18 protein-coding genes are annotated in these 18584 nt (G+C 69.5%); 9 read left to right on the top strand and 9 right to left on the bottom strand.

Annotation, left to right across the window (positions count from 1 at the left end):
• Positions 1–18 precede the first annotated feature (18 nt).
• Positions 19–696 carry a hypothetical protein gene (locus ABL843_RS29385; RefSeq protein WP_418118300.1) on the bottom strand — a complete coding sequence of 226 codons (678 nt, stop codon included), beginning with the start codon at positions 694–696 and terminating at the stop codon, positions 19–21.
• Entirely contained in the window at positions 693–2729 is a 2037-nt protein-coding gene (gene htpG, locus ABL843_RS29390; RefSeq protein ID WP_126025447.1) for a molecular chaperone HtpG, read from the bottom strand. Before htpG ends, ABL843_RS29385 begins: the two co-directional genes overlap by 4 nt.
• 350 nt (positions 2730–3079) lie before the next feature.
• On the opposite strand from htpG, the gene ABL843_RS29395 reads away from it, so the two are divergent.
• The 6 genes from ABL843_RS29395 to ABL843_RS29420 all read left to right on the top strand — a co-directional run bounded on the left by ABL843_RS29395 (position 3080) and on the right by ABL843_RS29420 (position 8585).
• Positions 3080–5329 carry a hypothetical protein gene (locus ABL843_RS29395; RefSeq protein WP_418118301.1) on the top strand — a complete coding sequence of 750 codons (2250 nt, stop codon included), beginning with the start codon at positions 3080–3082 and terminating at the stop codon, positions 5327–5329.
• A 62-nt stretch (positions 5330–5391) separates the two neighbouring features.
• Positions 5392–5997, top strand: coding sequence for a hypothetical protein (locus ABL843_RS29400; RefSeq protein ID WP_184639669.1), 606 nt, complete (start codon positions 5392–5394; stop codon positions 5995–5997).
• 56 nt (positions 5998–6053) lie between these two features.
• Positions 6054–6644, top strand: a complete 591-nt coding sequence (locus tag ABL843_RS29405; protein WP_418118303.1) for a hypothetical protein — start codon at positions 6054–6056, stop codon at positions 6642–6644.
• Positions 6641–7135: a hypothetical protein gene (locus ABL843_RS29410; protein WP_418118305.1), complete on the top strand. Its 495-nt coding sequence runs from the start codon at positions 6641–6643 to the stop codon at positions 7133–7135. The genes ABL843_RS29405 and ABL843_RS29410 overlap by 4 nt, the downstream gene beginning before the upstream one ends.
• The gene (locus ABL843_RS29415) at positions 7132–7944 is read left to right on the top strand and encodes a hypothetical protein (RefSeq protein WP_418118307.1); all 813 of its coding nucleotides are present in this window, start codon (positions 7132–7134) and stop codon (positions 7942–7944) included. The genes ABL843_RS29410 and ABL843_RS29415 overlap by 4 nt, the downstream gene beginning before the upstream one ends.
• Complete coding sequence (locus ABL843_RS29420; RefSeq protein ID WP_418118308.1) at positions 7941–8585, top strand: hypothetical protein; 645 nt, start codon at positions 7941–7943, stop codon at positions 8583–8585. Before ABL843_RS29415 ends, ABL843_RS29420 begins: the two co-directional genes overlap by 4 nt.
• Positions 8586–8623: 38 nt before the next feature.
• Here ABL843_RS29420 and ABL843_RS29425 read toward each other — a convergent pair whose 3' ends face one another.
• Entirely contained in the window at positions 8624–9664 is a 1041-nt protein-coding gene (locus tag ABL843_RS29425; protein WP_418118309.1) for an ABC transporter substrate-binding protein, read from the bottom strand.
• Between the two features lie 56 nt (positions 9665–9720).
• The gene (locus tag ABL843_RS29430) at positions 9721–10629 is read right to left on the bottom strand and encodes a LysR family transcriptional regulator (protein WP_418118310.1); all 909 of its coding nucleotides are present in this window, start codon (positions 10627–10629) and stop codon (positions 9721–9723) included.
• Between the two features lie 104 nt (positions 10630–10733).
• Here ABL843_RS29430 and ABL843_RS29435 point away from each other — a divergent pair, with 104 nt between their 5' ends.
• Both ABL843_RS29435 and aqpZ read left to right on the top strand, forming a co-directional pair.
• Entirely contained in the window at positions 10734–11747 is a 1014-nt protein-coding gene (locus tag ABL843_RS29435) for a zinc-dependent alcohol dehydrogenase family protein (RefSeq protein ID WP_418118311.1), read from the top strand.
• Positions 11748–11933: 186 nt separating this feature from the next.
• Positions 11934–12641, top strand: coding sequence for an aquaporin Z (gene aqpZ, locus ABL843_RS29440; RefSeq protein ID WP_418118313.1), 708 nt, complete (start codon positions 11934–11936; stop codon positions 12639–12641).
• A 35-nt stretch (positions 12642–12676) separates the two neighbouring features.
• On the opposite strand, the gene ABL843_RS29445 is transcribed toward aqpZ, so the two are convergent.
• From ABL843_RS29445 to ABL843_RS29465, 5 genes are all read right to left on the bottom strand, one after another.
• A complete protein-coding gene (locus tag ABL843_RS29445; RefSeq protein ID WP_126025442.1) occupies positions 12677–13015 on the bottom strand; it encodes a hypothetical protein in 339 nt (112 codons plus the stop codon).
• 192 nt (positions 13016–13207) lie between these two features.
• Positions 13208–14575, bottom strand: a complete 1368-nt coding sequence (locus ABL843_RS29450) for a sensor histidine kinase (RefSeq protein ID WP_418118315.1) — start codon at positions 14573–14575, stop codon at positions 13208–13210.
• A 58-nt stretch (positions 14576–14633) separates the two neighbouring features.
• Positions 14634–15290: a response regulator transcription factor gene (locus ABL843_RS29455; protein ID WP_176665079.1), complete on the bottom strand. Its 657-nt coding sequence runs from the start codon at positions 15288–15290 to the stop codon at positions 14634–14636.
• 144 nt (positions 15291–15434) lie between these two features.
• Entirely contained in the window at positions 15435–16568 is a 1134-nt protein-coding gene (locus ABL843_RS29460) for a winged helix DNA-binding domain-containing protein (protein ID WP_418118316.1), read from the bottom strand.
• Positions 16535–17368: a pseudouridine synthase gene (locus ABL843_RS29465; protein ID WP_418118317.1), complete on the bottom strand. Its 834-nt coding sequence runs from the start codon at positions 17366–17368 to the stop codon at positions 16535–16537. The genes ABL843_RS29460 and ABL843_RS29465 overlap by 34 nt, the downstream gene beginning before the upstream one ends.
• An 82-nt stretch (positions 17369–17450) precedes the next feature.
• Between ABL843_RS29465 and ABL843_RS29470 the strand changes: the two genes are divergently transcribed.
• Complete coding sequence (locus tag ABL843_RS29470; RefSeq protein WP_418118319.1) at positions 17451–18521, top strand: bifunctional nicotinamide-nucleotide adenylyltransferase/Nudix hydroxylase; 1071 nt, start codon at positions 17451–17453, stop codon at positions 18519–18521.
• Positions 18522–18584 lie beyond the last annotated feature (63 nt).

Consider the following 18584-nt stretch of genomic DNA (forward strand, 5'->3'; position numbering starts at 1 on the left):
AGCGGGATCAGGAAGAGATCAGGGCGCGACCGGATTGCCAGGCGTGCCGGCCTCCCGGGCCGATGCCGCGGCGGCGGCCACGGCCGGCGTGCGGTAAGTGACGTTCACGGCGGGCGCCGCTGCGGCGACGGGCGCCACGGGAGTGATGGGCTCGGGCGGCGGGCGCGTGATCTTGACCAGCGGCGCCCTCCTGACTGGCGCAGGCGCCGCGGCCACCGGAGCCGGCGGAACGACAGGCGCCACGGGCGTGAACGGCGCCTCTGGCGTCGAGTAGTACTGCACGGGGGTGCCGGGCGCAGCGGCGGCCACCCCGCTGGTCGCCGCGGCTGGCGCAACGGGTGCGCCAGGTGCGGCGGGTGCGCCAGGTGCGGCGGGCGCCGCCACCGGCTGGCCCTTCGGGTCGTAGAGCATCGCGCTCTTGCTCACGCCGGTGCGCACCGGCCCCACGCCGACGCCCACGCCGGCCGACCCCGACACCTGCCCGCCGTTGTTCACCGCCACGCCCGCGCCGAGCGGGCCGAAGCCGGTGTTCAGTCCGACGGAGAAATTGCCGTCCTTCGTGGCGCCGAGCCCCAGCGAGAGCCCGGGCACCAGTGGAATGCCGACGTGGTAGTGGGAACAGCCGCCCGCCAGGAGCAGCAGCGCCGCCGCCGGAACGGCGGCCGCTGCCCGGATGACGCGCGGCCGGCCGTTCACACCAGCAGCGCGTTGACGCGCCTCACGTAGGCCGCCGGGTCCGCCGGCAGGCCGCCTTCGGCCAGCAGGGCCTGGTCGAACAGGATGTTGGCCAGGTCGTCGAAGTGCGAGGAGCCCTCGAGCTTCTTCACCAGCGGATGCTCGGCGTTGACCTCGAGCACCGGCTTGAGCTCGGGCGCGGGCTGGCCGGCCTGCTTGAGCATGCGCGCGAGCTGCGTGCTCATACCGCCGTCCTGCACCACCAGGCAGGCGGGCGAGTCGACCAGGCGCGTGGTCACGCGCACGTCTTCCGCCTTGTCCTTCAGCGCCTCCTTGAGCTTCTCGAGCATGGGCTTGAACGACTCGGCGGCTTCCTCGGCGGCCTTCTTCTCGGCCTCGTCCTGCAGCTTGCCGAGGTCGACCGCGCCCTTGGCGACGCTCTGCAGCGGCGTGCCGTCGAACTCGTTGAGGTAGTTCAGCGCCCACTCGTCGACACGGTCGGTCATGAGCAGCACCTCGATGCCCTTCTTCTTGAAGACTTCGAGCTGCGGACTGTTCTTCGCGGCTGCGAGCGTGTCGGCCGTGATGTAGTAGATGGCGTCCTGGCCTTCCTTCATGCGGGCCTTGTAGTCCGCGAAGCTCACGCTCACCGAGTCGGTGGTGGTGGAGGCATAGCGCAGCAGCTTGGCGATGCGATCGCGGTTGGCGAAGTCCTCGCCCAGGCCTTCCTTGAGCACCGCGCCGAACTCGGCGTAGAACCTGGCGTACTTGCCCGATTCGTCGGCTGCGGCTGCGGCGGTTTCAGCGGCGGTGGGGGCGTTCTTGTCGACAACATCGGTCACGCCTTCGGTGGGGTCCGGTGCCGGCACCGACTCGCCCGAGCCCACGTCGATCTTGCCCTCGCCGCTCTCGGGCGCGGTCTTCTGCTTCTTCGCCAGGTCTTCCAGCATGCCGAGCACGCGCTTGGTGCTGCCCTCGCGGATCGCCTTCACGTCGCGGCTTTCCTGCAGCAGCTCGCGGCTCACGTTCAGCGGCAGGTCGGCCGAGTCGATCACGCCCTTGACGAAGCGCAGGTAGCTGGGCATCAGCGCCTCGGCGTCGTCCATGATGAAGACGCGCTTCACGTAGAGCTTCACGCCCGCGCTCTTGTCGCGATTCCAGAGGTCGAAGGGGGCCTTGGCCGGGATGTACAGCAGTTGCGTGTACTCGGTGCTGCCTTCCACTCGGTTGTGGCTCCAGGCGAGCGGGGCCTCGTAGTCGTGGCTGATGCTCTTGTAGAACTCCTCGTACTGCTCGGGGGTGATGTCCTTCTTGGGGCGGCTCCACAGGGCGTTGGCCTTGTTGACGGTTTCCCACTCGCCGGTCTTCACCATGTCGCCGGGCTGGTCGTTCTCGCCGTCCTTCCACTCTTCCTTCTCCATGAGGATGGGCAGGGAGATGTGGTCGGAGTACTTGCCGACGATCTGCTTGAGCTTCCAGGCGTTGAGGTATTCGTCTGCATCTTCGCGCAGGTGCAGCGTGATGCTGGTGCCGCGCTCGGCACGCGTGATGTCGGCCACCTCGAAGTCGCCGGCGCCGCCGCTCGCCCAGCGCACGCCCTGGTCGGCCGGAAGGCCCGCGCGGCGCGACTCGACCGTGATCCTGTCGGCCACGATGAAGCCCGAGTAGAAGCCCACGCCGAACTGGCCGATGAGCTGCGCGTCGGCCTTCTGGTCGCCGCTGAGCTTGCTCATGAAGTCCTTGGTGCCGCTCTTGGCGATGGTGCCGAGGTTGTCGATCGCCTCCTGGCGCGACAGGCCGATGCCCTTGTCGGTGATGGTGATGGTGCGCGCGGCCTTGTCGAAGCTCAGGCGCACGTCGAGGTCGGACTGGCCTTCGTAGAGCTCGGGATGGTCGAGGGCCTCGAAGCGCAGCTTGTCGCAGGCGTCCGATGCATTCGAGATCAGTTCGCGCAGGAAGATTTCCTTGTTGGAGTACAGCGCATGCGTGACGAGGTGCAGCAGTTGCGCGACTTCAGCCTGGAACGGGAGTTTGGTTTTGGAGGAATCAGCCATGGAAATTGAAATGTCGAAACCGGAAAAATTCTAAGTCGGGCGCGGCGCTGCAGGGCGCCGCCGCGCCAACGTCTTCAATTGGGCCGTCTTTTGTTCTCATCAAGAGCAAATGAAATCCAACGTTCCATTTTTGGCCTTCCTGAAGGCCCGAGGCCCGCGTCCTCCTCTGGGGAAAACCCTCCGCCCCCCGAAAAATTGACTCTTGTTAATAGTTCTGAAATATCCTGACGACTGCCAAGAAGTGACACGAACAGGGGTGCAGCCCCGGGGAACGAGACAAGGGATGACTTCTGATGACTTGCACGTCGCCAGGGGCCGTTTCCGGCCCGCCCGGAGCCGCGAGGCGCCCGGTGGCCGCCCTTGCATGGCTCGAGTGCACGACCGCCCTCGCCTGGCTGTCCTGTGCGCAGGCACAGGCGGAACCCCAGCAGCAGCCGCAGGCGAGCGCCCCGGCCGCCCATGCCGTGGCTGACGCGCGCATCGAAACCCTCGACCGTGCGCAGGCGGAGCAGGCGCGGTTGAAGGCGCTCATGGAATCCGCGCCCAAGGCCTACGAAGACCGCTTCATGACGCCCGACACCGCCCCGCCGGACCGGGCTTCGGCCGAGCAAGAACCCGAAGCCGCGCAGCCCGAGGGCTACCGCGCCTGGCTGGTGGAAAGCCGCATCGGCTTCGGCGAGGCCACCACCACCGGCTACGGCCGCCAGCGCGCGACCGAACTGGGCCAGCGCTTCGAGTACCGCCGCGAGACCCTCAACTACGGCGAATTCGTGCTGCAGGCCGACGGCCGCCACCTCGGCGGCGACAACACCACGGGCAGCGGCTTCGGCATCGGCTCGCTGGGCTATGCACGCGAGAACACCAGCGGCCGCTTCACGCTGCGCAACCTCGGCTTTCCGCTGACCACCCGGACCTTCGCCGACACCACCGTGGGCGACACCTACAGCGAGCTCACCGACGGCCTCTCGCGCAACTACCGCCTTTCGCTGGGCTCGACCACCGTGCGCGGCGCCTCCGCCCGCGTCTTCAACAGCGGCCTCGACCTGCGCGCCGGCTTCGGCCAGCGCGGCAACCTCACGGGCGGGCCCTATCCGGGCTTCGAGAAGAGCCAGGGCACACTGGGCTGGCTCGGCGCCACGCTGCGGCTGGACGACAAGTGGTTCACCGCGTTCCAGCTCGACCAGGCGCGCAATGTGCCCGCTTACTACTACGACCCGCTGACGGCCCAGGGCTTCGGCCGCAAGGACGTCACCAGCTGGGCCACCTCGCTGGGCTACGGCCGCGAGGTGCTGCGCGACGGCGACCTCAAGGCGCGCGCCACGCTGGTGGGCAGCCGCGTGAGCTCGCCCACGCCAGGCGTGGCCACCGGCGATTCGCACGGCCTCTTCGTCGAGGCGAGCGCGCGCACCGGCCTTTACCGCCACGAGTTCGGCGCCTATGCCGCGCGGCCCAACCTGTACTTCGGCGACTACGCGCTGGCCACCGGCACACGCGGCGCCTATTGGCGGGTGGATCGCAACACCAGCCGCATGAGCTGGGGCGCCGGGCTGGACTACGAGCGCGCGGCGACCGACGCGAGCTTCCGCCTCTCGGGCTACCGGCGCGCGGGCGCGAACGGCAACTTCCAGTACCTCTTCGACCGCTACAACTCCATCGGCGGCAGCGTGAGCGCCTACCGCACGCGCTACGAAGCGAGCCCCGCCGGCAGCCTGCCGGGCACGTCCACCGGCGCCGGCGACGGCCGCAGCCTCTACGCGAGCGCTTTCTACCAGACCCGCTTCTTCGACTGGCCACGCAGCCGCTTCACGCTGACGGTGCGACGCAACGAACTGATCGTGCTGGGCGACACCGCCGCCACGGGCCAGGAAGTGCAGTGGGAGCAGGACTGGATCGGCGGGCGCTACGAGACCATGCGCCCCGAGCTCACCACCACCATCGGCCACGCGCGCGACCGCAGCGGCGGCACCGCCCGCAGCTATCCGACGGCGGGCCTGCAGTTCCGCTACTGGTTCGACGGCGGCTTCAACGTGGGCGGCAACCTGCGCTACACCTCGCAAAGCGGCGGCCTCTACACCAGCCGGGGCCTGTCGGGCTCGCTCACGGCCGAGAAGGACCTGGGCTCGGGCTGGCGGCTGGGCTTCATGACCAACTTCAACCAGGCGCGGGCCTCGCTGCTGCCGACATCGTGGTCGGGCCCCAGCCTCTACCGCAGCAATGAGAAGACGGCCTATGTCTACCTGCGCTGGGAGGGCAGCGCCGGCACCGGCTACCGGGCCGCCGGCATGCGCACCGAGGGGCCGGGCGGCGGCAGCGTGTCGGGCCGCGTGTTCTACGACGTCAACCGCGACGGCGAGGAGCAATCGGGCGAGGGCGGCGTCTCGGGCGTCGAGGTGCTGCTCGACGGCCGCTACCGCGCCGTCACCGACCGCGACGGTCGCTTCGAATTTCCGATGGTGACCACCGGCCGCCACCAGCTGACGCTCCGGCTCGAGAGCGTGCCGCTGCCATGGGGCGCGGCCGGCGAGAACGGGGTGAGCGTGAACGTTCCGCTGCGCGGCCATGCCGGCGCGGCGATCCCCGTCGTGAAGGTGGGCGAGTGAACGAACGAACCGAGCTGCCTGCCGCCTCTTTCCCCCTCATGCATTCAACCCAAGGAGAGTCCATGACCAGAGCACCCATCTCCCGCAATCTGCAGGCGCTGTGCCTCGCGGGCCTCGCGCTCGCCGGCGCCAATGCCATGGCCGAGAGCCAGTACGGCTCCGGCACGGGCACGATCACGGCGCAGGCCAGGGTGAACCTGAGCGTGACGGTGCCCAAGCTGATCCTGCTGCGCGTGGGCTCGACCGACACCACCATAGACACGGTGACCTGGGCCTCCACCCTCAGCATCCCGCCGGTGCCGACCACGCCGGTCACGGGCAACAACACCAGCGTCGACTGGAACGGCGCGGCGCCCACCGTCGCGCCCGCGTCGACCACGAACACGCTCAACGTGTACGCCTGGACCAACGCGGGCGCAGGCACCATCAATTGCGCCATGGGCACCTGGGCGCCCGCGGCCGGCGGTCCGGCGAACGCGGACTTCACCGTCGCGACCACGGGCACGCTGCCACACCCCGGAGCCAACCTCGGCGCCTGCGCCTCGACCTCGTTCCCCTCGAACGCGGTGGCATCCGGCACCTGGGCCTACACGCTGGGCGGCACGCCTGCCGGCTGGGTCGCGGGCACCTACACGAACACCATCACGTACACCGCCCAGGGCATCTGATGCCCGCGCGTGCGGCAACGGCAACGGCAATGGCGACGGCGCTTACGGCTGCGGCCATGCTTGCCGCAATGCCCGCGCGCGCCGTCATCACCACGGTCACCGACACCGGAAGCACCTACAGCCTGACGCTGCGCGTGGGCTCGGCCGGCGCGACCGTCGACACGGTGGCCTTCAGCGTGACCGGCGCCAACGCGGGGCTGACACCCACGGCCGTGACCGGCACGCCGGCCATCAGCGTCTGGGTGATGCCGGTGCGGCCGGTGGCCAACACCACCGTGGCGCGGCCGGTGACGCTGCGCGTCGATTCATCCGCTGCTCTGACCTGCCAGTCGGGCGGCTGCGGCAGCACTGCCATTCCGTTCAGCAGCATCAGCTGGGTGGCCACGAACAACAGCAGCGCGGCCTCGGGCGACATCCAGAGCGGCCGCTTCACCGCCACGGCCAACCAGACGATCGCAAGCTACAACGCCAACGCCACCTTCTGCGTCGGCCCGCTCGGCCTGCCCTGCGTGCTGGGCGTCGGCACCTGGACCTACCTGTCGAACAACATCACGGCCACGCAGCTGCAGTTCTCCTACGACAACAACGTCGTGTATCCGGGCGGCAGCTACAAGGGAACCGTGCGCTTCACGGCGTCGATGGAATGAAGCGCCCGCGTCTCCGCACGGTCCTCGCGGCAGGAGCGGCTGCTGCGCCACTGCTGTGCGTGCCGGCGCGGGCGGCGATCGAGCGGCTGGACGACTCGGCCTCGCCGCGCGCACAGGTGCGCAGCGACTTCGCCAACGCCCAGGGCATGGACGGCCCCATGCTGGTGCTGCCGCTCGGGCGGGTCGAGTACCGGCTGGCCACCGCGCCGCACGTGGGCCGCCGCGCGCGCATCTTCTACGTGATCCCGGCGATGGTGGCGGGCCTGCGCTCTCCCGCCGGCATGCTGGTGCAGTGGCGCGGCAACGGCGCCTTCGCCGGCGGCAGCGGCCGCCCCGGCGACCGGGTGCAGGTGTGGAACGGCGTGGTCCAGTCGCCATGGATGAACGAGACCTTCGAGCTGACGCTGCGCGTCGATCCGCGCGAACTGCGCATGCCGTCGGGCTCGGCGCTGAGCTTCGAGTCGTTCTTCGAAATCGAGACACTGCCATGAACGCACCAGCCTTTCTCGCACCCCTCTTCCTCGTGCTGCTCGCCGCTGCCGGGACGGCGACGGCCGCGCCCTTCGAGCTGGCCGTCACCCCGTCGCGCTTCGAGCTCGCGGGCAAGGCCGGCGCGCGGCTCGGCCAGTCGCTGGACATCCACAACCTGGCCTCGACCGCCTCCGAGGTGACGATGCGCACCATCGACTGGAGCTATTCGCCCGAAGGCAACATCGGCTATCACGACGAGCTGCTGCCCGGCAGCTGCAGGCCGTGGGTGGTGCTGGAGCGGCGCAACGTGACGGTGCCCGCGCGCGGCAAGCGCTCGTTCCGCTTCCAGGTCGAACCGCCGGCCGATGCGCCGCGCGGCGAGTGCCGATTCATGATCGCCATCGAGGGCACGGAGCCGGCGCAGCAGACCGTCATCCGCGGCGGCGGCGCCAGCCTGAGCCTGCCGGTCACCGGCCGCATCGCGGTGGCGGTGTACGTCATGCTCGACGGCGCGGAGCCCAGGCTGGAGATCAGGCAGATCGCCAGCGGAGAAGCCGGCGGCGCGCGGCGCGCAGTCGTGACGGTGGCCAACACAGGCGACGCCCACGGCCGGCTCGAAGGCAGCCTGGACGCCACCGACAGCAAGGGCCTCGCGTTCGAGCTGGTGCCCGAGGGCACGCCGATCCTGCCGGGCCAGACGCGCACGCTGGCGCTGGTGCCCAAGGGCGAGGGCGGGCAGCCCCCGCCGCAGCCCGTCTATCCGGTGAAGGCCAGCGGCAGGCTGGACTGGGAGAAGGGCAGCTTCAAGGTCGACGTGGAGCTGAAATGACGCTTCGCGCGACGCACGCCGGACTGCTGGCCCTTGCGCTGGGCACGGGCCTGGTGACCGCCGCGCGGGCCGCCTCCAGCACCGCCGGCCCCAGCGCGACCGTGCCGCTGAGCACGGGCGTGAACCTGGATTTCACCATCGCCATCGACAAGTTCATCTTCTTCCGCATCGGCGACGGTGCCTGGCCCACGCCGGGCGGCACCGTGAGCACGGTGAGCTTCGCGCTCACGCCGTCGATCCCGGCCGTGCCCACCACGCCGGTCGCGGGCAACAACACACCGGTGAACTGGAGCGGCGCGGCGCCCGGATTCGGCGTCACGCCCTCGGGCAACGCGTTGCCGGTGGAAGTGCGCAGCAACGCGGGGCAGGTCACGCTGCGGGCCACCTCGACGACGCCGCTGGCCAGCGGCGCCAACACGATCCCGCTGTCGGAGATCACCATCGCCAGCAGCGACGCCAACCTGCCCGCGCCGCAGATTCCGAACACGGGCACCGGTGCCGCCGTGAATGTGGTCGGCACGGCCTTCGCCAACCTCGTCACCCAGCGCACCGCGACCTGGACCTTTTCCTACGCCAACCTCGCCAGCCGCACCGCCGGCACCTATACCGGCCAGGTCACCTTCACCGCCAGTTCGCCCTGAAGCGGCGCGGTGAATCGTTCACGGTGCCGGGGCGAGCCCTATCTAGGCAACGACTCCACCTCGCGCGTCCAGCGGTCGATGAGGCGCTTGCGCTCGGCCGCCTTGCCGTACTTCTCGAAGTCGTACCTGATGAGCTTCACGTCGGCCATCGACGGGATGCGCGGATCGGGCTTGAAGGTCTTGTTGGCCGGCGACTGCAGGCTGCCCGCCTTGCCGCCGATGGCCTGCCCCGCGGGGCTCATCAGCCAGTCGTAGTAGCGCCTGGCGTTCTCCTTGTTGCGCGCGCCCTTCACGAGGGCGATGCCGCCGATCTCGTAGCCGGTGCCCTCGCAGGGCGCGGCGGTCTTCACCGGAAATTTGTCATACCGCCAGCGCTCGAAGCCGAAGATGAAGCTCACGCCGATGGCCACCTCGCCCTTGGCCACGTTGGGCGCCTGCGCCTGGCCGCTGCGGGTGTAGCTGGTCACGTTCCTGTGCAGCTTCTTCAGGTAGTCGAAGGCCTCCTCCTCGCCCATCTGCTGCACCAGCCCCGCGATGATGGTGTAGGCCGTGCCACTGGTGGCGGGGTGCGAGATCTCGATCTCGCCCTTGTATTCGGGCTTGATCAGGTCGGCCCAGCACCTGGGCTCGTGCAGCTTTTTCTTCTTGAGCACGTCGGTGTTGAAACCGAAGCCGATGGCGCTGGTGTAGAAGCCGCCCACCATGTTCTGCGACAGCGCGTACTGCCGCACCGCCCAGTCGTGCAGGTCGTTGATGTAGGCCGGGCGGTAGGGTTCCAGCAGGCCCTGCTCGGCCGCCTGCAGGAACGGATCGCCGGTGCCGCCCCACCAGATGTCCGTCTTGGGATTGGCGGCCTCGGCGCGCAGCTGGGCGCCGATCTCGCCGGTGCCCTTGTGGGCCTGCTGCACCTTGATGCCGGTCTCGCGCGTGAAGGCCGTGGCGGCCGCCTCGCACCAGCCGGCATCGGTGCTGCACAGCGCGTTGACCGTGCCCTGCGCGGCGGCGTTCGACGCTCCAAGAAGGGCTGCCGTGGCGAAGCCTGCGGCGACGGCGATGTGACGGATGGCGGCTGGGCGCATGCGCGGATCTCCTCGTTGTCTTTGTTGGAAGGCGCAGGATAGCGCCCAACAGGCGTTCAGCGCGCGGCCAGCAACGGCGGCAGGTGCTCGGCCAGCCAGTCGGTCACCACGCGCGTCTTCAGCGGCAGGTAGCGGCTGCGCGAGCGGATCACGTTCAGCGCGAAGCCGAAGGGCCGGGGCTCGTCGAACACGCGCACCAGCGCACCCGCCGCGAGTGCGTCGGCCGCGAGCCATGCCGGCAGCCGCGCGAGGCCCATGCCGCCGACGGCCGCCTCCAGCAGCACCTCGGCGCTGTCGCAGCGCAGCCGCGAGGGCGGCGTCACTTCGACGAGGCGCCCCTCGGCGTCATGGAAGCGCCAGGACGAGACCTGCCCGTCGCGCGCGTAGAGCACGGCCCCGTGCCCTTTCAGCTCGTCGATGCCGGCGGGATGCCCATGCGCAGCCAGGTAGGCGGGCGAGGCGCACAGCACCATCCACTGCATGCCGACCGGCCGCGCGACCAGCTCCGCGCTGTCGGCGAGCTCGCCGCTGCGGATGGCGAGATCGAGTCCCTCCTCGACAAGGTCGACGCGCCGGTCGTTGAACGAGAGCTCCAGCGACAGCTGCGGATGGTGCCGCGCCAGCGCCAGCAGCAGCGGCCCGACCTTCAGCCGGCCCAGCATCGCCGGCATGCTCAGTCGCACGAGGCCCGAGGCGGTGCTGCGCGCCACGTCGGCGATGGCCTCGGCCGCATCGAGCTCGGCGAGCGCGCGGCGGCAGCGCTCGTAGTAGCCGTGGCCCTCCTGCGTGAGGCTCTGGCTGCGCGTGGTGCGCAGGAAGAGCCGCGTGTCCAGCCGCGATTCGAGCCGCGCGATGCTCTTGGCGACTGCCGAGCGCGTGACGTGCAGGCGCTGCGCGGCCAGCGCGAAGCTGCCCGCCTCCACCGCCGCGACGAACTCTTCTATGCCTTGCAGACGCTGGCTCATTGGATACTTTCAGGCGCCATTGATCGGAAAATTATCCACCACCGGATATCTTTGATCGTCAATAGCATGAAGGCTTCTTGTCTTTCTTCCCCTGGAGCCCCTTCATGCAAGAACCCCGAACGCTGCGCCGCTGGCAGCTTCCCGAATTCGGCCGCGCCCATCTCGAACAGGGCGAGGCGCCGCTGCCCACGCCGAGTGCGAACCAGATCCTCGTGAAGGTAGGCGCGGTATCCCTCAACTACCGCGACCTGCTGATGATCCGCGACGGCATGGGCATGGCGATCGGCATGCCCTTCGTGCCCGGCTCCGACATGGCCGGCACCGTGGTGGCCATCGGTGCTGGCGTGACGCGCTTCGCGGTTGGCGACCGCGTCGTCAACACCTTCTGGGGCGGCTGGATCGACAGCCACTGGCATGCCGACACCACGCTGCTCGGCGGGCCCGGCCCCGGCATGCTGGCCTCGCACGTGTTGTTCGATGCCGCATGGGCGGTGGCCGCGCCCGGGACGCTGAGCCTGGCCGAAGCCAGCACACTGCCCTGCGCGGGCCTCACCGCATGGTTCGCGCTGGCCGAGACCGGTGCGCTGCGTGCGGGCGAGACGGTGCTGATCCACGGCACCGGCGGCGTTGCGCTCTTCGGCCTGCAGATCGCGCGGCTGCACGGTGCGCGGGCCATCGTGGTGACGGGCGGCGACGAAGCCAAGCACGCGCAGGCCCTCGCGCTCGGCGCCACGCACGTGCTCGCGCGCGACGGCGACTGGCCCGCAGAAGTGCGCCGCCTCACGCAGGGGCGCGGCGCCGACCACGTGCTCGAACTCGCGAGCGGCCCGAACCTCGACCGCTCGCTGCAGGCCGTGAAGCAGGGTGGGCGCGTGTCGATCATCGGCATGCTCGGCGGCGAGACGCTCAGCGCATCGTTCTACGCGATGGTGCTGGGCCGCGTGACGGTGCAGGGCATCGGCGTGGGCCATCGCCGCGCGCTCGAGGACCTGGTGCGCGCCGTCGATGCGAACGCGCTCAAGCCGGTGATCGCGGCGAGCTACGGCTTCGACGCATTGCCCGAAGCGCTCGACCATCTGGAGCGCGGCGCCTTCGGAAAGATCGTCGTGACGCTGTAAAAGATCACGAAACCCATTAGTGCCGCAGATGCAACGAAGTTGCGGCAATGCACAAAGCCGCGGCATCCGTGAACAGGTTCCGTTAGCGCCAACGACTTGCTCGACGCTCCCTGTTTGCGTTCCTAGAATCCGCCCGCGCATCGCCCCGGCGGCATGCGCGCCTTCTCAACTTCAGGATGGAGCGGTATGGAACACAGTACCTATAAAAAATGGTCTGCCGAGTTCATTGGTACTTTCTGGCTCACGCTCGGAGGCTGCGGAAGCGCAGTTCTGGCGGCTGCCTTTCCAAACGTCGGCATCGGCCTGCTTGGCGTCTCGCTGGCCTTCGGCCTCACGGTGGTGACGGGGGCCTACGCACTGGGCCCGATCTCGGGCGGGCACTTCAATCCGGCGGTGTCCATCGGCCTCGCCGCCGCGGGCCGCTTCAAGGCCTCGCAGCTCGCGGGCTACATCGTGGCGCAGGTGCTCGGCGCCATCGCGGCGGCGGGCATTCTCTATCTCATCGCCACCGGCAAGCCTGGCGCGGACATCGGCGGCTTCGCCACCAACGGCTATGGCGAACACTCGCCCGGCAAGTACGGCATGACGGCCGCATTGCTGTGCGAAGTGGTGATGACGGCCGTGTTCCTGATCGTGATCCTCGGTGCCACTGCCAGGCGCGCGGCCGGCGGCTTCGCGGGGCTGGCCATCGGCCTGTGCCTCACGCTCATCCACCTGATCTCGATTCCCGTGACCAACACCTCGGCCAACCCGGCGCGCAGCACGGGCCCGGCCCTCTTCGGGCCGTCCTATGCGGTGTCGGAACTGTGGCTCTTCTGGGCAGCGCCCATCGCGGGCGCCATCATCGGCGCGGTGATCTACCGCGCACTGCTCAGCAACGGCAACGACGACTGATCGCCGTCGTCACCGGCGGCGGCTGGCCTTCCGGATCAGCTGCCGCTGCCCGACTTCACCATCGGCAGTGAAGTCGATTGCCCGATCGGCTCGGTGCCCGTCGGGTGCGATGCGGCATAGGCGCCGGCCTGGATGTCGGCCACCGGCATCGTCGAACTCATCGCGGGTGCGCTGGTCGACTGGCCGATGGGCTCGGTACCGGTCGGACGCGCGGCGGCCATGGCGCCGGCCTGGACCTCGGGCTTCTCGGGCGAATTCATCTGCAGCGGATGGAAGTCCGAACCGTCGGTGGTTTCGGCCGATGCGTTGATGGTGCCCACCGCTGCCAGCGCAGCAAGGGAACCGATGGCGAGAAGCTTGAAGGAAGTGCGCATGGTGTGTTCTCCTGATTGATTGAAGCAGGTTGTCTCCGGTCACATGCCATCGCGCGAACTGCGCGTGGCAGGACCTGAACGCACTCTAGGCACGCCGACTGAGTTGGATGTGAGCGAAGAGTTAGGCGCGCGTGAGCGCCGCTCTTTTTTCTAAAGCTTTGGACCGCACCGTCTGCCAGTGCGCAGCAGTACTCAAGGCAGATGCACCCGCGCCATCAGCCCCGGCCCATCGGTGCGGTTGCGCAGTTCGATGCGCAGTCCATGGCGCTCCGCCGCCGTGCGGGCAATCGCCAGCCCCAATCCGCTGCCGCCCGCCGCCGCACCCGGCACGCGGAAGAAGCGGTCGAACACGCGCCCCATGGCGGCCTGCGGAATGCCGGGGCCGTTGTCGAGCACGTCGACCACCGCGTGGCCTTCGACCTGGTGCAGCTTCACGTCGACCACGCCGCCTTCGGGCGCGTAGCGCAGCGCGTTGTCGATCAGGTTGTCGAACACGCTGCGCAGTTCGGCCACCGGCGCGACCACCACGGCGGCGATGCCTCCCTCGAAGCCGATGTCCACGCGCCGCGCGTCGGCCAGCACCATCAGCTGGCTCACGCTGTCGCGCAGCAGCACCTCGATGTCGACGCGCTCGTTCGCTCCGCCCACGCGCGGCGCGTCCTGCCGCGAGAGATGCAGCAGCTGCTCGATCAGATGCTGCGCGCGCGTGACGCCCGCCTCCAGCTGATTGAAGCGCTCGGTGGCCTCGCCGGCCGGCACGTGCGCGCGCAGGTTCTCGATCTGCAGGCCGATGGCGGCCATCGGCGTGCGCAGCTCGTGCGCCGCGTCCTGCACGAAGCGCCGCTGCGTGGCGAAGGCACTGCGCACGCGCGACAGCAGGTTGTTGAAGGCGCTCACCAGCGGCGCGATCTCGTCGGGCACGCGCGCGAGCGACAGCTCGGTGGGGCTGCGCTCGTCCTGCGAGGCGACGTCGCGCGCCACCGCGCGCAGCGAACGCGACGCGGCCGACACGATGATCCAGAGGATCAGCAGCGCCAGCGGCAGCAGCAGCGTGATCGGCAGGCCTTCCAGCAGCGCGCGGCGCAATGCGCGGCGGCGGCGGTAGTCCTCGTTCTGAAGCACCTGCACGCGCGGCTGGTCGGCGCGCGAGCCGGGCTCGGCGGTGAACACGCGCCATGCGGAGCCCGAGTGCGTGCCGGTGTTCACGTCGCTGAAGCCGGGGCGCGCCTGCAGCGGCACCGTGAGCACCGGCCACGAGGTGGCGCGCAGCGTGCTGCCATCGGCGCTCCAGATCTGCACGATGAACGCGCCGCGCGAGAAGGCGGCCTCGCCGTCCATCGGGCGCGGCAGCTTCTGCGGGTCGCTGCCCGCGTACGACTCGGCCACGAGGCGCATCTGGTCGTCCAGCGCGTTGTGCACGAGGTTGCCGTAGGCCACGAAGGAGAACCACGCCGTGAGCACGGCCGCGCCCAGGTGCAGCGTGATGAGCCACAGCAGCAGTTGCGTGCGCAGCGATCGCGGCCGCCACCAGCGGCCCGGGCCGCGCGAGGTTGCGCTCATCGGCAGGCCAGCCCGGCAGCCCGGCCCCGAAGTGCGTGGAGCCTGCGGGCGAGCATCATCATGCGGCCACGCGCCAGCCCAGTCCGCGCACGTTGCGGATCGCATCGGCGCCGAGCTTGCGGCGCATGCCATGGATCAGCACGTCGATCGCGTTGCTGGTCACTTCTTCGCCCCAGCCGTAGATGCGGTTCTCCAGCTGCTCGCGCGAAAGAATGGCGCCGGGCCGCTCCAGCAGTGCATGCAGCAGCGCGAACTCGCGCGCGGTGAGCGCCTCTCGTGCACCGTTGACCACGACTTCACGCGTGGTGAGGTCCAGCTGCAGCGCGCCGCTGCCTACCAGCGAATGCGCGGCCCCGTCGCGGCGGCGCACCACGGCGCGCATGCGCGCGAGCAGTTCGCGGAATTCGAAGGGCTTGAGCAGGTAGTCGTCGGCGCCGAGGTCGAGGCTGTGGATGCGGTCGTCCAGGCCGTCGCGCGCGGTGAGCACCAGCACCGGCGTGGCGTCGCCGCGTTCACGGGCGCGGCGCAGCACCTCGGTGCCGTCCTGCCTGGGCAGGCCCAGGTCGAGCAGCACGCAGGTGTAGCCGCCGTCGCCCAGCGCGCTCTGCGCCAGCTCGCCGTCGCGCACCCAGTCCGCGGACCAGCCCGCGCCCTCGAGCGCCTGCTTCAGGCTGCGCCCGATCATTTCATCGTCTTCCACCAACAGCACGCGCATCGCGGCGACTCCTTCGGCCGCAAGGTAGCACGCGACCGGGATGATCGGAAGAGCCTGCGCCGTGGCGCAGAGTAGGCACGAATACTTAGAGCACGCTTAGGCGGCGGGCGCGGCGCGGGGGCAATGGCCGGGACCACGGCCGGGTCAGGCCAGGCGCACGGCGTGGCGCTCGCCCTCGCCGTCCGAGGCGAAGGCCAGCAGGTCGAGAGCTTCCTTCTCCACCCCGGCGCGGTCGGCCTTCGACCAGCGGCCGAAGGGCTCCAGCAGCACGGTGGCGGTGTTCCCGTCCTTCAGCTTCCCTCGCTCGATCTTCCAGGTGCCCGCCACAAAGCCGTCGAGCAGCACCGTGCCGCGCACGATGCCATTGAGTGTGAACACGCGGGCGCGATGCGCCTTGCTGAGGATGCGGCTGCGGTCGGCATGCGAGAGCAGCAGGTTGTCCCACTCGGCCACCAGGCGCGGCGGCGCGGGCGTGTCGGGGTCGGGGCGCGGCGCGCGGGGCAGGTCGAAGAGCTCCTGGCCGTCTTCGCCCGCGAACACGCGCAACTGCGGCCGCAGGCGTTCGGCAACCGCCTTCCATCCCGTGAGGCCCGACCATGCGCCGGCATCGGCCAGCGTGGCGGGGCCTAAGGCGGCGAGGTAGCGCAGCAGCATGTCGTCCTGCGTGGCAGGGGCGGCTTCCACAGCCTCTCCGAGCCAGTCGCCCAGGGGCTGCAGCACCGCGTTCTGGTGCGAGTTCCAGGTGCCGGCCGGGGGCAGGTGCACGAGCGGCAGGTTGTTGCGGATCAGCGCGGCGAGCGAAGCGGCTTCGCGGCCGGTCCACCGAAGGCCCAGCGCCTGGCCGAGCTCGGCGCCGGTGCGCGGCTGTTCGCCGAGCAGTGCGCGCCCCGCCGCGATCACCGCCGCGCGATCGAGCCCTTCGAGTTCCTTCTTGTGCGTGCTGCCCAGCAGGCCACGCTGGTGCACGGGCTCCAGCAGCGGACGCCATGCCAGCGCGTCCTGCGCGGTCATCAGGTGCAGCGTCGCGCGCAAGGTCGACATGCGAACGATGCGGCGCTTGCGCAGCGCCTCGGTGAGCTGGTCGCGCCGGAAGCCTTCGATGCGGCTCCAGAGGCCGATATAGGGCGGATTCGGTGCCTGCGCCTGCAGCCCGGCCAGCCGCTCGATGGCCTGAGGCACCGACAGCTTGCGCCGCTCCAGCAGCACCTGCCGCGCCAGCGTGGAGCGGTTCAGCGCGCGCAGGCTCAGAACTTCTCGTGCGGCGCGAGGTATCGCCATTGCCCCAGCGGCAGGTTGCCGAGCATCACCCGGCCGATGCGCACGCGCTTCAGGCCGACCACCTTCAGGCCGACCAGCTCGCACATGCGGCGGATCTGCCGCTTCTTGCCTTCGGTGAGCACGAAGCGCAGCTGCTCGGGGTTCTGCCAGTCGACTCGCGCGGGCTTCAGGGCCTGGCCGTCGAGGCTCAGGCCGTGGCGCAGCTTCGCGAGCATGGCCTTCGGAAAGACCGCCTGCACGTTGGTGGTGACAGGGTCGTCGTCGTCCAGCCGCACCAACTGGCCGGTGGGCGCGGGCTGGCCCAGGCCGTGGTAGGCCACGCGCACGAGGTACTCCTTTTCCATCGTCGAGTCCTCGCCGATGAGCTGGCGCGCGATGCGGCCGTCCTGCGTCATCACCAGCAGGCCAGTGGAATCGATGTCGAGCCGGCCGCAGGGCGCGAGGCCGCGCAGCTGCTTGGGGCTGAAGAAGAAGCGCGCGTTGTCGTCGGCCCAGCGGTTCTGCGGCGTGAAGAGCTTGACCGCAGGGTCGTGCCCGTCCTCGGCCTGCCCGCTCACGTAGCCGATGGGCTTGTTGATGAGGATGGTGACCTGGTTCGCCTGCTGCCCCTTGGCAGCCTTGTCGACCTCGATGCGGTCGGCCGGCGTGACCTTCACGCCCATCTCGGCCGGCCTGCCGTTGACCTTCACCCAGCCGTTGGCGATCCATTCGTCGGCTTCGCGGCGCGAGCACAGCTTGAGATCGGCCATGCGCTTGTTCAGGCGCACGGCATCGGCGGGAGAAGTGGAAGGCTCGGTCATCTCAGGCTTGATCAATGGGCGGCACCGATGCTATCCTGAACCCGGACGCGAGTTGATCGCGTCATTTTTGGGGGATTCCCAAGTGAGCACACGCAAGTACCAATACGCCATCGTCATCGGGCGTTTCCAGCCCGTTCATTTCGGACATCAACGACTCATCGAGGAAGGCCTTCGCGCCGCCGAGCGGGTCATCGTGGTGGTCGGCTCCGACCGGCAGCCGCGCAGCGTCAAGAACCCCTTCACCTTCGACGAACGCGAACGCATGGTGCGCGCCTGCCTTCGCGGCACCGAGCAGATGCGCGTGAGCGTGGTCGGCGTGGGCGACTCGCCCTACAACGACCAGCTCTGGATCGCGTCGATCCAGTCGGCTGTCGAGCGGCTCATCGCGCAGGACGGCCATGCGCCCGCGAAGGCCAAGGTGGCGCTGGTGGGGCACCTGAAGGACGCGTCGAGCTACTATCTCAAGCTCTTCCCGCACTGGGAATTCGTCGGCCAGAACAGCGTGGAGAGCCTCAACGCCACCGACGTGCGCAGCCTCTACTTCGACCCCGAGAACCGCGGCCAGCTCGCCCGTGCCGACCTGCCCGACGGCACCGCGGCCTTTCTCGACCAGTTCACCCGCACGGTCGACTACGCAGAGCTCTGCGAGGAGCGCGCCTTCCTCGCCGACTACCGCGACAAGTACCGCTATGCGGGCAGCGAATTCCCGCCGATCTACACCACGGTCGATGCGGTGGTGGTCGAGGCCGGCCACATCCTGCTGGTGCAGCGCAAGTTCCATCCCGGCAAGGGCACCTGGGCGCTGCCCGGCGGCTTCGTCGGCCAGCACGAGCGGCTGCAGGACGCCGCCATCCGCGAGCTGAAGGAGGAAACGCGCCTGAAGGTGCCGGTGCCCGTGCTCAACGGCAGCATGAAGGCCAGCCATGTGTTCGACGCGCCCGACCGCTCGCAGCGCGGCCGAACCATCACGCACGGCTTCTTCTTCGAGCTGGCGCACAACCAGTGGACGGGCCTTTCGGAAGTGCGCGCCGACGACGACGCGGCCGAGGTGCGCTGGGTGCCCATCGCCGAGTTCCTCGACATGCAGGAGCGCATCTACGAAGACCACTTCTTCATCGCGAATCATTTTTTGGGTGGGCTGGGCAAGAACTGAATGCCCCGGCCTTGTCAGCAAGAACGGCCCCGGTTGACGGGGCCAGCGTGAAAGGAGCTTTCA

The organism is Variovorax sp. 350MFTsu5.1, from assembly GCF_048302515.1.
GTDB lineage: Bacteria > Pseudomonadota > Gammaproteobacteria > Burkholderiales > Burkholderiaceae_C > Variovorax > Variovorax guangxiensis.

Excerpts from the sequence above, each read along its gene's own strand:
- htpG (WP_126025447.1), bottom strand. The coding sequence starts at position 2,729 with ATGGCTGATTCCTCCAAAACCAAACTCCCGTTCCAGGCTGAAGTCGCG.
- ABL843_RS29400 (WP_184639669.1), top strand. The coding sequence starts at position 5,392 with ATGACCAGAGCACCCATCTCCCGCAATCTGCAGGCGCTGTGCCTCGCG.
- ABL843_RS29405 (WP_418118303.1), top strand. The coding sequence starts at position 6,054 with ATGCTTGCCGCAATGCCCGCGCGCGCCGTCATCACCACGGTCACCGAC.
- ABL843_RS29410 (WP_418118305.1), top strand. The coding sequence starts at position 6,641 with ATGAAGCGCCCGCGTCTCCGCACGGTCCTCGCGGCAGGAGCGGCTGCT.
- ABL843_RS29415 (WP_418118307.1), top strand. The coding sequence starts at position 7,132 with ATGAACGCACCAGCCTTTCTCGCACCCCTCTTCCTCGTGCTGCTCGCC.
- ABL843_RS29420 (WP_418118308.1), top strand. The coding sequence starts at position 7,941 with ATGACGCTTCGCGCGACGCACGCCGGACTGCTGGCCCTTGCGCTGGGC.
- ABL843_RS29425 (WP_418118309.1), bottom strand. The coding sequence starts at position 9,664 with ATGCGCCCAGCCGCCATCCGTCACATCGCCGTCGCCGCAGGCTTCGCC.
- ABL843_RS29430 (WP_418118310.1), bottom strand. The coding sequence starts at position 10,629 with ATGAGCCAGCGTCTGCAAGGCATAGAAGAGTTCGTCGCGGCGGTGGAG.
- ABL843_RS29435 (WP_418118311.1), top strand. The coding sequence starts at position 10,734 with ATGCAAGAACCCCGAACGCTGCGCCGCTGGCAGCTTCCCGAATTCGGC.
- aqpZ (WP_418118313.1), top strand. The coding sequence starts at position 11,934 with ATGGAACACAGTACCTATAAAAAATGGTCTGCCGAGTTCATTGGTACT.
- ABL843_RS29445 (WP_126025442.1), bottom strand. The coding sequence starts at position 13,015 with ATGCGCACTTCCTTCAAGCTTCTCGCCATCGGTTCCCTTGCTGCGCTG.
- ABL843_RS29450 (WP_418118315.1), bottom strand. The coding sequence starts at position 14,575 with ATGAGCGCAACCTCGCGCGGCCCGGGCCGCTGGTGGCGGCCGCGATCG.
- ABL843_RS29455 (WP_176665079.1), bottom strand. The coding sequence starts at position 15,290 with ATGCGCGTGCTGTTGGTGGAAGACGATGAAATGATCGGGCGCAGCCTG.
- ABL843_RS29460 (WP_418118316.1), bottom strand. The coding sequence starts at position 16,568 with ATGGCGATACCTCGCGCCGCACGAGAAGTTCTGAGCCTGCGCGCGCTG.
- ABL843_RS29465 (WP_418118317.1), bottom strand. The coding sequence starts at position 17,368 with ATGACCGAGCCTTCCACTTCTCCCGCCGATGCCGTGCGCCTGAACAAG.